This window comes from Acidovorax sp. JG5 (assembly GCF_017939685.1).
In the GTDB taxonomy this organism is placed as follows: Bacteria; Pseudomonadota; Gammaproteobacteria; order Burkholderiales; family Burkholderiaceae_C; genus Acidovorax.
In genome coordinates this window covers 188,463-201,600 of the sequence record NZ_JAGKSE010000001.1, presented here as the reverse complement: position 1 = coordinate 201,600, position 13,138 = coordinate 188,463, and the positions used below count along the sequence as shown (strand labels likewise).

At 66.4% G+C, this 13,138-nt stretch carries 12 protein-coding genes; 1 reads left to right on the top strand and 11 read right to left on the bottom strand.

Annotated elements, in window-relative coordinates:
* Positions 1-2: 2 nt before the first annotated feature.
* Complete coding sequence (locus J8G26_RS00865; RefSeq protein ID WP_087748035.1) at positions 3-617, top strand: glutathione S-transferase N-terminal domain-containing protein; 615 nt, start codon at positions 3-5, stop codon at positions 615-617.
* 80 nt (positions 618-697) lie between these two features.
* On the opposite strand, the gene J8G26_RS00860 is transcribed toward J8G26_RS00865, so the two are convergent.
* The 11 genes from J8G26_RS00860 to glnE all read right to left on the bottom strand — a co-directional run bounded on the left by J8G26_RS00860 (position 698) and on the right by glnE (position 13,061).
* Positions 698-1,150 (bottom strand): nuclear transport factor 2 family protein, encoded by a 453-nt coding sequence (locus J8G26_RS00860; protein ID WP_210567577.1) that lies wholly within the window; start codon positions 1,148-1,150, stop codon positions 698-700.
* Positions 1,150-1,932 carry an SDR family NAD(P)-dependent oxidoreductase gene (locus tag J8G26_RS00855; RefSeq protein ID WP_210567576.1) on the bottom strand — a complete coding sequence of 261 codons (783 nt, stop codon included), beginning with the start codon at positions 1,930-1,932 and terminating at the stop codon, positions 1,150-1,152. The genes J8G26_RS00860 and J8G26_RS00855 overlap by 1 nt, the downstream gene beginning before the upstream one ends.
* Complete coding sequence (locus tag J8G26_RS00850) at positions 1,929-2,471, bottom strand: DUF3833 domain-containing protein (protein WP_210567575.1); 543 nt, start codon at positions 2,469-2,471, stop codon at positions 1,929-1,931. The genes J8G26_RS00855 and J8G26_RS00850 overlap by 4 nt, the downstream gene beginning before the upstream one ends.
* Positions 2,468-3,793 carry an MFS transporter gene (locus tag J8G26_RS00845; protein WP_210567574.1) on the bottom strand — a complete coding sequence of 442 codons (1,326 nt, stop codon included), beginning with the start codon at positions 3,791-3,793 and terminating at the stop codon, positions 2,468-2,470. Before J8G26_RS00845 ends, J8G26_RS00850 begins: the two co-directional genes overlap by 4 nt.
* Positions 3,790-4,284 (bottom strand): chalcone isomerase family protein, encoded by a 495-nt coding sequence (locus tag J8G26_RS00840; protein WP_210567795.1) that lies wholly within the window; start codon positions 4,282-4,284, stop codon positions 3,790-3,792. The genes J8G26_RS00845 and J8G26_RS00840 overlap by 4 nt, the downstream gene beginning before the upstream one ends.
* Positions 4,285-4,365: 81 nt before the next feature.
* Positions 4,366-5,598 (bottom strand): cyclopropane-fatty-acyl-phospholipid synthase family protein, encoded by a 1,233-nt coding sequence (locus tag J8G26_RS00835; protein WP_210567573.1) that lies wholly within the window; start codon positions 5,596-5,598, stop codon positions 4,366-4,368.
* Positions 5,599-5,633: 35 nt separating this feature from the next.
* Positions 5,634-6,422: a DUF1365 domain-containing protein gene (locus tag J8G26_RS00830; protein WP_210567572.1), complete on the bottom strand. Its 789-nt coding sequence runs from the start codon at positions 6,420-6,422 to the stop codon at positions 5,634-5,636.
* Positions 6,419-7,729: an FAD-dependent oxidoreductase gene (locus J8G26_RS00825; protein WP_210567571.1), complete on the bottom strand. Its 1,311-nt coding sequence runs from the start codon at positions 7,727-7,729 to the stop codon at positions 6,419-6,421. The genes J8G26_RS00830 and J8G26_RS00825 overlap by 4 nt, the downstream gene beginning before the upstream one ends.
* A 244-nt stretch (positions 7,730-7,973) precedes the next feature.
* Entirely contained in the window at positions 7,974-8,504 is a 531-nt protein-coding gene (locus J8G26_RS00820; RefSeq protein WP_210567794.1) for a glutathione peroxidase, read from the bottom strand.
* Positions 8,505-8,909: 405 nt separating this feature from the next.
* Positions 8,910-10,127, bottom strand: coding sequence for an HD domain-containing phosphohydrolase (locus J8G26_RS00815; protein WP_087748034.1), 1,218 nt, complete (start codon positions 10,125-10,127; stop codon positions 8,910-8,912).
* 165 nt (positions 10,128-10,292) lie between these two features.
* Positions 10,293-13,061, bottom strand: coding sequence for a bifunctional [glutamate--ammonia ligase]-adenylyl-L-tyrosine phosphorylase/[glutamate--ammonia-ligase] adenylyltransferase (gene glnE, locus J8G26_RS00810; protein WP_210567570.1), 2,769 nt, complete (start codon positions 13,059-13,061; stop codon positions 10,293-10,295).
* Between the last annotated feature and the right edge of the window lie 77 nt (positions 13,062-13,138).

Below are 13,138 nucleotides of genomic sequence, written 5' to 3'. Positions count from 1 at the left end.
ACATGAAACTGATCGGTTCCAACACCAGCCCCTACGTGCGCAAGGTACGCATCGTGATGGCCGAAAAAAAGCTCGACTACCAGTTCGTGCAGGAAAACGTCTGGGCGGATGACACGACCATTGCCAAGTCCAACCCGCTGGGCAAGGTGCCCTGCCTGGTGATGGAGGGCGGCGAGGCGATTTTTGATTCGCGCGTGATCGTGGAATACCTCGATACGCTGTCACCCGTGGGCAAACTCATTCCCGCGCAGGGCCGCGAGCGGGTCGAGGTCAAGACCTGGGAAGCGCTGGCCGACGGCTTGGTGGACGCCGCCATCCTGGCGCGCCTGGAAGCCACCTGGGCGGGCCGCCAGGACAGCGAACGCAGCCAGGCCTGGATGGACCGCCAGCTGGGCAAGGTGCACGCCAGCCTCAAGTCCATGGGCCAGGGCCTGGGCGACAAGCCGTTTTGCAGCGGCATCCACCTGAGCCTGTCGGACATCGCCGTGGGCTGCGCCCTGGGCTGGCTGGAGTTTCGCTTCCCCCTGATCGACTGGCGCAGCGAGCATCCCAACCTGGGCAAGCTGCTCGACAAGCTGATGCAGCGCCCGAGCTTTGCGGATACCAAGCCGGTCTGAGCGCCGGCGGGACTAGATACTGTCCAAAACGATGCCGGCGTAAGCCGGCATCGTTGTTTGTGGGTGGGCCAAATCGCGGGCTATTGGCCCGCGCGCCGCCGCAGCCAGCGCATCAGCGCGCCGACCACGGGCAGCTTCTCGTAGAGTTCTTCGGCGGCATCCCAGTAGTCGCGGTGCAGCACGATCAGGCCTTGCGCGTCCAGCACCAGGTGCGAGGCGCCGCGCACCGTCTGAGGCTCGCCCCGGTGGAAGTTCTTGAATGCAAACAAGAAATCCCAGGTCAGAAAGCATTGCTGCCCCTGCACCACGCGGCCGGTGACCACGAAGCGGGGCTGGTCGAGCGCCTCGAACATGTGCGCGAAGATCTGCTGGATGGGCTGCACGCCGCGCACCTCGTTGAACGGGTCCTTGAAGCGCGCATCGGGCGCATAAATGCGGCCGATAGCGGCCAGGTGGGCGGGCGCGAGCTGCTCAAAGAACGCCACCACGCGGGTGACGGCTTCTTCGACGCTGGAGGAGTCGGGGTGTGGCATCAAAGACCTGTGAAGCGGCGAACCGCTGGAAAGTACCACCGGTACGGCAACAGCCGCAGCAGCTTCATCACGCGCGTGAAGCGTTTGGGAAAGTGGATGTCGAAATGCCCGCGCTCCCAGCCCTGCACGATGGCCGCCGCCGCCGCTTCGGGTGAGATCAGCGCGGGCATGGTGAAGTCATTGCCCGCCGTGAGCGGCGTGGCCACAAAGCCGGGGTTGATCACGCTCACGCCCATGCCCAGGTCGTGCAGGTCCAGATACAACGCCTCGGCCAGGTTGATGAGCGCGGCCTTGGTGGGCCCGTAGGCCAGGCTTTTGGGCAGGCCCCGAAAACCCGCCACGCTGCTGATGACACTCACATGGCCCGGGCGCCCGGCCTCTGCGGCTGTGAGCATGGCGGGCAACACGCCGGCCAGCACATGCAGCACACCGTTGTAGTTGATCTGCTCGTGGCGCAGCATGACGGCCAGGTCGAAATCGGTGGCGCGCATGTCGCGGTAGTAGCCAGCGCAGTAGCAAACCAGGTCGGGCGCGCCGCCCGCCAGCACCTGCGCGGCGGCGGCCTCCACCTGCTGGGGCTCTGCCGTGTCAATCGCAATGGCCACACTGCCGGGGTGCTCGGCCACAAAGGCATTGAGCGCATCGCCGCTGCGCGCCGACACGATGACCTGCGCGCCGCGCGCGTGCAGCGCCGCCGCCGTGGCCCGGCCAATGCCGCTGCTGGCGCCAATGAGCCAGGCCCGGCGGCCATGCCAGTCGCGCAGGGGCGGGTTGAGGCTCATGCTGCGCGTTTGGTGAAGGACAGCGTGATCTCGCCCAGGCGCACGCCGAACTTGCGCATGGTGGCGCGGTTGAGCATCACGCGGTCGTCGATGAGGTACATCCAGTCGTCCAGCTCGACGTTGTAGACCTTGCCATCCACCGGCAGCGCCAGTGTGTAGTTCCAGCGGAAGGCGTTGCCGCGCGTCTGGCCGCTGGCCGTGCCCACCACGTCGTCGGCGGTGCCGGTGTAGCGGCCGTCGGCGTGTTTGGTCAGGCGCCAGATGCGGCGCTGGGTGGTGCCGTCGGAATAGGTGAAGGCTTCGTCGAGCACGCCCTCGTTGCCCTGCCAGGCGCAGTCCATGACCACGGTGAAGCGTTTGACGATCTGGCCGCTGCGGTCCTGGAAGATGCCGTGGGCGTCGATCTTGCCGTTGAAATACTGGGCCAGGTCGAGCACCGGCTTTTCGCTGGCGTAGCCATCGAGGTTCTGGCTGGCGCAGCCGGACAGGACCACGGGCGCAGCCACTGCGGCCGAAAGGAGGAGGCGTCGTTGCATCATGGGGGGGTGCCTTGGGGTCGGTTCGTATTCAGGATCGCCGTGCGGCGTGTGGGCCGCAGGATGAGGACATGCAGCGCAGCCGCCGCCAGCAGCTTGAGCACGCAGGGCAGCACCGCGTAGGCCAGGCCCAGCGTCTGCAGGCCCTCTGCGCTGCGCGTGCCGGGCTGATAGCCCAGCCAGCCCAGCAGCGGCAGCGCCAGGCCGGCGGCCAGCGCCAGGTTGAGCTTGGTGGCGAAGTTCCACCAGCCAAAGTACGCGCCTTCGTGCTGGCCGCTGTCGCCCTCGGCCGCAATCACGCCGGCCAGCAGGGCGCTGGGCAGGGCCAGGTCGGTGCCCAGCGCCACGCCCGACAGCGCACAGACCACCAGGAACGGCAGCGCATCGCCCGCGCCCAGAAAGGCAGCCCACACAAACACCGCGATCGCCAGCAGCATGCCGGCCAGCCAGGTGCGCGCCAGGCCCCAGTGCGCCACGGCGCGCAGCCACAGCGGGATGGAAAGTGCGGCGCAGACGAAATAGGCGGCCAGGAACATCGGCTCCTGCGCGGGCGGCGCCTGCAGGCGGTCCTGGATGAAAAACAGCACCAGCGTGGCCGGGATGGCGCTGGCAATGCCGTTGAGCATGAACACCGCCAGCAGGCGGCGGAAGGCCGGGCGCCCCCAGGGCCGCCACAGGCTGGCGTGCTGCGGTGGGCGATACACACCCGCTACGGCACCACCCGCGTGCGCTGCGGGACGCGGCGCGCGCGTCCATGCCCACCAGCCCAGCAACAAGGCAATGGCAAACACCGCCAGCATGACCGGCAAACCCAGCAGCGCGGGCAGCACCGAGGCCAGCACCACGCCCACCAGCGCGGCGCCCTCGCGCCAGGCCACGATGCGGCCGCGCTGCAGTTCGTCCCCACCCAGGCGCGCGCCCCAGGACTGGTGCGCAATGCCGAGCTGGCTGTAGGCGGTGTAGGTGACGAGCAGCGCCACCAGCGCCCAGGCGATGAGCGCATCGGGGCCGCGCACCGCCGGGAAGAACAGGCTGGCCAAGCCCAGCGCCAGCACCAGCGCCGACACCGCGCCCACGGCCAGCACGGCGCGCACCGAGCGGCCAAACAGGTGGTCGGCCAGGCGGCCCAGCAGCGGGTCGGTGATGGCGTCGAACAGCCGCGCCGCCAGCAGCACCGCGCCCAGTGTGGCCAGCGGCATGCCGAACTCGCGGGCGTAGTGGTTGGGCAGCAGCACATACAGCGGCAGCGCCACAAACGCCAGCGGCAGGCCCAGCAGCCCATAGGCCAGGCCTGCGCCGGCGCGGATGGGCTGCGAACCGGTCATGGCTGGCCTGCCGTGCGGATAGATGCCAGCAGCTGCTGCCGCAGACCGGGCTCGGACGTCTGGGGCGAGAGCCAGATGCCAAAGAACAGGCGCGAGAACTCGGCGTCCGGCACTTCGCCGACCACGCGCCCGCCCATCTTGAAGGTGGCGCCTACGCCGGGCTGGTGAATGCCCAACAGGCGGTCGCCCGACTTCACGTCCGGCAGCGCGGCCTGCAGGGCCTGCTGCCAGCGCGTGGCCTGCTCGGCAGTGAAGTTGCCCACGCGGCGCATCTCCTCCAGCGAACGCTTGGCGATGGCGTCGGCTGAAAAGTCGCGGTGGTAGGTGAGCTCCAGTGCCAGGGGTTGTGCGCCGTAATTGCCGGCCTCAAAGCCCGGCTGCACCCACAGGCGCGCCCGATAGATCTCGAAGCCCAGGAAGCGCAGAACGCCTTGTCCCGCCAGGCGCGCACCCGAGAGGGGAGCGGTGGCAGTCTGGCTGGCCTCCGCCATCTGCGCTGCGGCCGGATTCGAATTGAACAGGGCTGCAGCGCTTACCAATAAAGCGCTAATAGCTATGCTTTTCATAGCACATCAATCCTTGACCAGCGTGTACTGCACGAGGTCGATGTTGCGCATGGCAAACGCGGCCTCGCAGTAGGCCAGGTAGAACTCCCAGATGTGCATGAAGCGCTCATCGAACCCGAGTTGCAGGATCTGCGCACGCTGCGCCAGAAAGCGCTCGCGCCAGCGCTTGAGGGTCTCGGCGTAGTCCTGGCCAAACGCGAACTCGTCCACCACACTCAGGCCTGCGGCCTCGGCCTCGCGGCGGAACTCGCGTGGGCAGGGCAGGCAGCCGCCCGGGAAGATGTACTGCTGGATGAAGTCGGTGGAGCTGATGTAGCGGTCAAACAGGCTGTCGTCGATGACGATGCTCTGGATGCAAGCCTTGCCGCCGGGCTTGAGCAGGCGGTTCACCGACTGGAAGTAAGTGGGCCAGTATTCGCGGCCCACGGCCTCGACCATTTCGATGGAGCAGATGGCGTCGTAGGGGCCGTCGTGGATGTCGCGGTAGTCCTGCAGGCGCAAATCTGCCTGGGCTTGTACCCCGTGTGCCGCCATGCGCTTTTGGGCAAAAGCGAGCTGCTCGGTGGACAGCGTCACGCCGGTCAGCGAGGCACCGAACTCGGTGGTCGCCATCTCGGCCAGCGCGCCCCAGCCGCAGCCAATCTCCAGCACGCGGTCGCCCGCCTGTACGCCGGCCATGCGCAGCGCGCGGCGCACCTTGGCGTGCTGGGCGGCGCGCAGGTCGCCGCCTGCATCGCCCTCGAACCAGGCCGACGAATAGTTCATCGTGTCGTCCAACCACAGTTCGTAGAAGGCATTGCCCAGGTCGTAGTGGGCGTGGATGTTCTTCTGGCTGTTGGCGCGCGTGTTGCGGTTGAGCAGGTGCTTGATGCGGTACAGCAGCCGCCCGGCCCAGGTGCCGTAGATCACGCCTTCCACCTGCTGGCGGTTGGCGATGAAGAGCTTGATCAGGTCGGTGAGGTGCGGCGTGGTCCAGTCGCCGGCGATATAGCTTTCGGCAAAGCCGATGTCGCCCGACCGGAGCGCGGCGCTGCACACATTCCAGTTCTTGAGCGTGATGGCGGCCAAGGGGCCGTTGCCGTGCCCGAAATGCTGCAGCGTGCCATCGGGCAGCTGCACCGTGAGGTGGCCGTGCTGCAGCCGCTGCAGCAGCTTGAGCGCCGTGCGGGCGGCGGCCGGCGTGCCTGCGGGCAGGGCCTGGGCATTGCGGCCTGAGCGGGTTGCGGTGGTGGAGTTCATGGCGGCGGTCTCGCGGGGCTGGAACGGCATGGAGATCAACGGGTCACGATGGAGGCAGGCGCCTCGGGCTTGCGATGGAAACGCACGCGCTTGAGCCACAGCCGCAGCGCGTGCCAATGGATGCGGACGATGATGGCCAGCGTCATGGCGGGATAGCCCCAAAGCGCGCGGCGCAGCGTCTGATCGGTGATGGCATGCAGGGTGCCGCTCACGCTGGTCTGGATCAGCGGGCCGCTGTCGTCGTCGTGGTCGATGCGCACCACGGTGCGGCCTGCGTCCTGTGCGCCGGCTGCCGTGCGCAGGAAGCGAAAGCGGTAGCCGCCGCTCACCTCGCAGAACGGCGACACATGGAACACCTTGCGCGCCTTCTGTTCCACGCCGTATTGCGGCCCATCGAGCAGGTAGCAGTGGCGCTCGCCAAAGGTGTTGTTCACCTCGACCACGATGGCGCGCAGGCTGCCGTCGGAGCGGTGGCAGTACCAGAAGCTCACGGGCTTGAAGGTGTAGCCCAGCACGCGCGGGTAGCAATGCAGCCAGACCTCGCCGGTGGCGTCGGTGATGCCTTCGGTGCTGAGCAGTTCGTCCAGCCAGGCCAGCGCCCCGCCTTGCTCTACGCTGCGGCCGTCGCCATGGTCCACATCATGAAAGCTGATGGCGCCGCGCCGGTTGATGGCCAGCGCGCCCGGCGCATCGGGCAGGCTGCGCATCGGCAGCATCAGGAAGAATGTGGAGTAGGCAAACGCGTGGCGCTTGGGCCGCAGCCGCGTGTGGCGCACCTGGCCGAAGCCAATGAGGGGCACGGCGGACACGGCGGGCGCTGTCATGCGGCCTCCGCCAGCGGTGCGGGCCTAGCGGCCAGCAGTTTCCCGGCCACGGCCAGGCCGGATTTTAGGCCGTCTTCATGGAACCCATAGCCTGTCCAGGCGCCGCAAAACCAGGTGTGCTGCTGGCCCTGCAGCTTGCCCACCTGCTGCTGTGCGCGGATGGCCGCCATGTCAAAAACCGGGTGGGCGTATTCGTAGCTGCCGATGACGTGCTCGGGCGCAATGTCTCGCACCGGGTTGAGTGAGACCACCACGGGCTGGGCAAAAGGCACGGGCTGCAGCTGGTTGATGAGGTAGTGCAGGCACACGCGGGCCGACTCGCGGCTGCGTTGTTGGGCACGTTCGTAGTTCCACGCTGCCCAGGCGGCGCGACGTGCGGGCAGCACCGAGGTGTCGGTGTGCAGCACGGCGCGGTTGGCCTGGTAGCGGATGGAGCCGAGCACGGCGCGCTCCTGCGTCGTGGGCTGGGCCAGCAGCGCAAGCGACTGGTCGGAATGGGTGGCCAGCACCACCTGGTCGAAGTGTTCCACCAGTCCGTCGGTGACCACGCGCACACCCGCGGCATCGCGCTCGATGCGGCGCACGGGCGTGGACAGGCGCTTGTCGGCGATGCCTGCCACGATCTTGTCCACGTAGTTGCGCGCACCACCGGCCACCGTCCACCATTGCGGGCGGTTGCTCACCTGGATGAGCCCGTGGTTGTGGCAGAACCGGATCATGGTGGCCACGGGGAATTTGAGCATCTGGTCGGTGGGGCAGCTCCAGATGCAGCCCAGCATGGGCAAGAAGTACCAGTCGCGGAACGCGTCGCCAAAGCGGTGCTGCTGGAGGAAATCGCCCAGCGGCTGCATCAGCGCGGCGTCGGCCTGCTTTTCTGCAATGCGCGTGCACAGCTTGTTGAAGCGCAGCAGGTCGCGCAGCATGCCCAGAAAACGCGGGTTGACCAGGTTGGAGCGCTGGGCAAACACGGTGCTGAGGTTGGTGCCGCTCCACTCCAGAGAGCGGCCGCCGCCCAGAGCTGCGGGCACCTGCACCGAGAACGACATGTCGGACTTCGCAGTCTCTACGCCCAGCTCGGCGAGCAGGCGGATCAGGTGGGGGTAGGTGCGCTCGTTGAACACCAGAAACCCGGTGTCGACGCCGTGGGTGACGGTCGCGCCGGAGGCGTCGGGCAGTGTGACATCCACGGTGTGGGTGTGCCCACCGAAGTAGTCGCCCGCCTCAAACAGCGTGATGTCCGCCTTGCCGCGCAACTGGTGCGCGACGGATAGCCCGGAGATGCCGGAGCCGATGATGGCGATTTTCATGGCCGGCTCCCTCTGGCCGGCGCCTGGAATAAAAGAGTTGCGAAGCGTCCCGAAACGAATAAGAGAGGGAGGGAGGAGAAGCGCTTCAGGAGGGCAATCAGAACCCGGGGGGCCAAAAGGCTTCGCAACGTCAAACTGGTAAGGTGCCCAATGCGCTCTTGCAATCTACAGAGTGGGGTTATACCGCCAAAGTTCCAGCCCATGGTGTGAAAAAAATCGGCAAAGCGTAACGAGGTCATGGAAATCACCGGGGTTGGGGAGCTGCGAGCTGCTGTTCGATGGCGCGGACCAGGCCCTTGCTATCGGGGGCCGTGAGGCTGGAATAGCTGTCAACCAGCTGGCCGTTGCGCCCCAGCAGGTATTTGTGAAAGTTCCAGCGCGGCGCGCTGCCGGACAACTGCGCAAGCTGGCGGTACAGCGGCGAAGCCTCGGGCCCCTTGACGCTGCTTTTGGCGAACATGGGAAATTTCACGCCAAAGGTGTTTTCACAAAAATCGGCAATCTGCTGGTTGCTGCCGCTTTCCTGGGAAAAGTCGTTCGATGGAAACCCGAGCACCACCAGGCCCTTGTCCTTGTAGCGGGCATAGAGATCCTCCAGACCCTTGTACTGGCCTGTGAAGCCGCAATAGCTGGCAGTGTTGACGATCAACACCACCTTGCCGCTGTACTGGCACAGCGACTGGGGCTTTTCGTCCTGCAGCCGCTCGAAGGTGTGCTGCAGCGTGGCCGGGCAGGCCTGCGCCTCGCCCGCATGCGCCGCTGCGCCCGCCAGCATCAACCCGGCGATGCCCGCAGCAGTACGCAAGGCCTTCGAGAGGCGAGAGAACGATGGCGTGGTGGGTTTCATGGTGGGCCTCCAGACGGTTTTAACCATTTCATCATATTTTGCCCCTGTTGGTATTTATTTATACTGCATAGTATGCACGACGTACAGCCCTTGAATGCGTCTGCGTGCAAAAAACGTGATGGGTGGAGCGGGAACGCCCACAGACCGGGCCGGTGCATGGCAACCGCTGGTACGTGCTAGCGGCGTGGTGCCGCGGGGGTTGGCGGCCGAAAAACAGCGGGCGCTCGGCCCTGTGGGGTGTGCGCAATCGGCGGCGCCCTGGAGGCACCGGGGAGGATTCAGCGCGGCAACGGGACTGAGCGGCGATGGGGCAACCCCGCAGCCGCCATGGGGCTACACCAGAGCCAGCAAGCGGTCCAGGGGCAATTGCACCCGCACGTCTCGGTATGCCACGACGCCGGCGATCTTCCAGGCGGTTTGGGAGGTGTCGCGCGGAATCATCTCGCCGGTGGGCATGCCGTCACGGTTCATCACCACGGCCACGCGGGGTGTGGTGGCCGTGGTGCCACGGCGGAGCACCACAGCCACTTCCTGGGTGGCCAGCCGGACCAAGGCGCCCGGCGGGTAGATGCCGAGCGCTTTGACCAGCGCGGCACCCGCCTCGTCCACCTGGTGTTCTTCGTTGTAGTAGCTGGCCTGCATGGCGGCCGTGACCGGCATGGGCGAGCGCACCACGCGGGGGGCCAGGCGGGCGCCAAAGATATCGGCGCGCTGCAGCAGGCGCGCCATTTGCTGCGCTTCGGACTTCTTCGCCAGCGGGCCGGGCAAGCGGTGGTGATGGCACAGCACCGCTTCCAGCCACACGGGGTCGGTCACCCCCAAGCGGCGAAGCAACTGCTCAGAGCGGCTGGCATGGTCTTCGATTGCCATGATTTGCTGGGCCGTGAGTGGCTGCGACTGCTGGGCCAACTGGTCCTGCAGCTCGGTCATGGCGATGTTCATGGTGAGCCCCGCGCTGCCCAGTTGCAGCACCCGCGCATCGGGCCAACGCAGCATTTCGCGCGCCACCACCATGCACGCGCAGCTCACCAGCATGGCGTGGGTGGCGCTGTACATGCGGGTTTCTTGCGCCGACAGATAAATCAGGGCCAGCAGCGTGGCGTCGGGCGCTTGCTCGCAATTGCGGTTCAGTTCACCGTGCAGGGCCTGAAAACGGCCCTCGAAATCGCCCGCCAGTGGTGCGCGCAGCAACTGGGTGGCACGCAACTGTAGTTGAGGCCAGTCCGGCACATATTTACCATCGCGTTCACGGCCAGCCTGCGTACCTCCCGACTGCGCGCCTGCATGGATCTTCATCGCCGCAATCTGCCCCAGGGAAGTGTCGGACAGCAGCATTTTTTGCAGCTGCGCGAGGTAGGCGCGGTGGCTCTCGCCGGACTCACTCGTGTCTACGCACAGTTGCAGGCCGCGTGCCTCCAGCGATTCCAGTTCGGCACGGGTGCGGATGACATAGCCTTTTTGCGCCAGCAACGCTCCATCCGCACCACGCAGCACAAAAGGCAGCGGATGACCCAACTGGATGGATTTAATGTTCAGGGCAACAAGATTCATGGCGCTCGTTACATTATCTAACCGGCAGGTCGCCATCAAGGGCGAACAACCATGGGAAATGGTTTGCTGTTTGCCAGACCCTCACCTGCCTCGGCGGTCGGGCCCCCTCGCTATTCAAGGCAGGATACTGTCGCGGGATGGCATACCGCGCCATGCACCATGCTTTCAGGTCGCAGCACGCACCGGGTTATCGCCAAAAACCGCATCCCAGAGCGCCAGCACTGCGCGCTGCTCTGCCTGCAGCGCGGGGGGCGCGACTTCGGTCGGCACTTCATCGAGCCGTGCACGGTGCTGCACACGGCGCAGTTCGCGGTAGGCGTCGGCTGCAGCCTGGCCCACACCGGCAGGTAGCAAGCCCACTTGCTCGGCGCGCTGCAGCAGTGCGATGTTGCCCACGTTGCTCACCAACTCAGGGTGCTGGGCGGAATACGCCAGTACAAGGTACTGCACGGCAAACTCGGCATCCACCATGCCGCCCGGGCTGTGTTTCACATCAAATTGCCCCTCGCGCGTGCGATGGGCCGAACGCACGCGCCCGCGCATGGACACGATCTCGGCGCGCAACGCGACGGGGTCTCGCGGCGACGTGATCACTGCTTCACGCACCGCATCAAAGCGGGCCTGCAGGGCGGCACTGCCCAGCACAAAGCGCGCCCGCGTCATCGCCTGGTGTTCCCATGTCCATGCCGTGTTGCTGCCGCGTTGCTGCTGGTATGCCGCGTAGGCATCGAAACTGGTGACCAGCAGGCCGGAATTGCCGTTGGGGCGCAGGGCCGTGTCGATTTCGTACAAATCACCCTCGCCCGTTTTGACGGTGAGCCAGTTGATCAGCTTGCGTACAAACGCCGCATAGATCTCGGGGGCCCGTTCATCGTCATCGTCGAACACGAAAACGATGTCGAGATCACTGCCGTAGCCCAGCTCCTTGCCGCCGAGCTTTCCGTAGCCAATGATGGCAAATTGCGGGGTTTCGCGGTGCCGGTTTTTGAGGCGGCTCCAGCACCACTGCGCGGAGATGCGCAGCACGCTGTCGGCCAGCGCGCTCAGGTCATCGGCCACCTGCTCGACGGTGATCCGGTGCTCCACATCGCGGGCCAGCGTGCGGAAGGTTTCCGCGTGCTGCGCGCGGCGCAACAGGTTGAGCAGGGTTTCGTCGTCGTCCTCGCCAGTGGACCGCAACGAAGCCAGCCGCAGGGCCAGTTCGCGCTCGAAATCAGCCACGGCAAAGCGCTCGGCCAGTAGCGCGTTACCCACCAGTTCGTCGATGACACCCGGGTGTTGCAGCAGGTAGCGAGCGGGCCATCGGGCGGCGCCCAGCAGGTGTAGCAGTTGCTCATGCACCGAGGGGCGCTCCAGCAGCAAGGCCAGATAGCTTTCGCGTCGCAGCAGGGGCTCGAGCCAGTTCACGAGGCGCACGGCGGCTTCCTCGGTGACCCGTCCTTCGCCCAGCCACTGCGCCGTGCGCTGGATCAGCCGGAACAGCCGTGCGCGGGCTTCGTCGCGCAACGCGATCACGCGGGGATGGGTGCGCCACTCCGCCACCCGCTCGCGAAAACCGGCAGGCAACTGTTCGAGCAAGCCTTCCAGCTCGGGCGGCGGCGCGGTGACCGCACGTGGCCCGCCACATCCGCCGCCATTGCATTCCCTCTTGCCATTGCCACCCAAGAGCGTGTCGAACTCCTGCGCCACCAGTTCACGGTGGGCATCGAGCTCATGCAGAAAACCGCAGCAGTCGCTGTGGCCCATGGTGCGGGCAATCCAGGCCAGATCGTCGTCGCGCGTGGGCAGCACATGGGTCTGCTGGTCGTCCAGGTACTGGATGCGATGTTCCACACGGCGCAGAAACACATAGGCCCGCGCCAGCGCATCGGCTGTCTCCTGCGGCATGAGCCCGGCCTGGGCAAGCCGTGGCAGGGCATCCAGCGTGGGCCGGCGGCGCAGTTCGGGAAACTGCCCACCGCGCACCACCTGCAGCAGCTGCACCGTGAATTCAATTTCGCGAATACCGCCGCGCGACAGTTTCACATCGTTGGCGCGCTCCGGATGGCCGGCGCTGCGCTTGGCCGCATGTTCGCGGATCTGGCGGTGCAGGGTGCGCAGCGCATCAAACACGCTGTAATCCAGGTAGCGGCGGAACACGAACGGCAGCACCACGCTGCGCAGTGCCAGCACTTCGGCACCGCCAATGCAGCTTTGCGGTGCCACCACCCGGCTCTTGAGCCAGGCAAAGCGCTCCCATTCGCGCCCCTGCACCTGAAGGTATTCCTCCAGCGCCGCCAGCGAGACTGCGGCGGGGCCGGAATTGCCATGGGGGCGCAGCGCCAGGTCCACCCGGAAGACGAATCCGTGCTCGGTGGTATCGCCCACCAGGCTGTAGATGATCTTCACCGCATGGGCGAAATACTCGTGGTTGGAGATGCGGCCACGCCCCTCGGGGTTGCCGGCCGTTTCACCATCCTGCGCGTAGACGTAGATGAGGTCGATGTCGCTGGACACGTTGAGCTCCCGCGCGCCAAGCTTGCCCATGCCGATCACCCACAGCGGCACCGGCTGTCCGTCGGGTGCGAGCGGAGCCCCATGGCGGCTGTCCAGTTCGCGGCGGGCGTGAAGGCACGCCCGGTCCAGCGCGAACTCGGCCAGTTCGGTGACGGCGCGGGTGATGTCCGACAGCGGGGCCTGGGCTTCGCAATCGAGCCGGATCAGCCGCTCCATGACCAGCTGGCGCAGCACGCGCAGGGCGGTTGCTGTGTCGCACCCGCGCTCCTGCAGCGCCGCAAAGGCCTGTTCCATGGATGCTTTATCAGGCGCCCCTGCCGGCAACAAAGCCAGATCCTGTGCGTAGCGGCGGTGCAGGCGCTGAAAAAAACGCGAGTACCCGGCCAGGCCGGCCGAGTCAGGGGCGGAACCCGAAAATTCAGTGGAAGAGGTGGACATGGCAGGGGGCGCGGCGGGCCGCTACATACATAAGGACACCGGTTTTCACTGAACCCACCCCGGGGTCGCGGGTCATA

What these genes read in the sequence shown, in the direction of transcription:
- J8G26_RS00865 (WP_087748035.1), top strand. Translation starts at nt 3, where the DNA reads ATGAAACTGATCGGTTCCAACACCAGCCCCTACGTGCGCAAGGTACGC.
- J8G26_RS00860 (WP_210567577.1), bottom strand. Translation starts at nt 1,150, where the DNA reads ATGCCACACCCCGACTCCTCCAGCGTCGAAGAAGCCGTCACCCGCGTG.
- J8G26_RS00855 (WP_210567576.1), bottom strand. Translation starts at nt 1,932, where the DNA reads ATGAGCCTCAACCCGCCCCTGCGCGACTGGCATGGCCGCCGGGCCTGG.
- J8G26_RS00850 (WP_210567575.1), bottom strand. Translation starts at nt 2,471, where the DNA reads ATGATGCAACGACGCCTCCTCCTTTCGGCCGCAGTGGCTGCGCCCGTG.
- J8G26_RS00845 (WP_210567574.1), bottom strand. Translation starts at nt 3,793, where the DNA reads ATGACCGGTTCGCAGCCCATCCGCGCCGGCGCAGGCCTGGCCTATGGG.
- J8G26_RS00840 (WP_210567795.1), bottom strand. Translation starts at nt 4,284, where the DNA reads ATGGCGGAGGCCAGCCAGACTGCCACCGCTCCCCTCTCGGGTGCGCGC.
- J8G26_RS00835 (WP_210567573.1), bottom strand. Translation starts at nt 5,598, where the DNA reads ATGAACTCCACCACCGCAACCCGCTCAGGCCGCAATGCCCAGGCCCTG.
- J8G26_RS00830 (WP_210567572.1), bottom strand. Translation starts at nt 6,422, where the DNA reads ATGACAGCGCCCGCCGTGTCCGCCGTGCCCCTCATTGGCTTCGGCCAG.
- J8G26_RS00825 (WP_210567571.1), bottom strand. Translation starts at nt 7,729, where the DNA reads ATGAAAATCGCCATCATCGGCTCCGGCATCTCCGGGCTATCCGTCGCG.
- J8G26_RS00820 (WP_210567794.1), bottom strand. Translation starts at nt 8,504, where the DNA reads ATGCTGGCGGGCGCAGCGGCGCATGCGGGCGAGGCGCAGGCCTGCCCG.
- J8G26_RS00815 (WP_087748034.1), bottom strand. Translation starts at nt 10,127, where the DNA reads ATGAATCTTGTTGCCCTGAACATTAAATCCATCCAGTTGGGTCATCCG.
- glnE (WP_210567570.1), bottom strand. Translation starts at nt 13,061, where the DNA reads ATGTCCACCTCTTCCACTGAATTTTCGGGTTCCGCCCCTGACTCGGCC.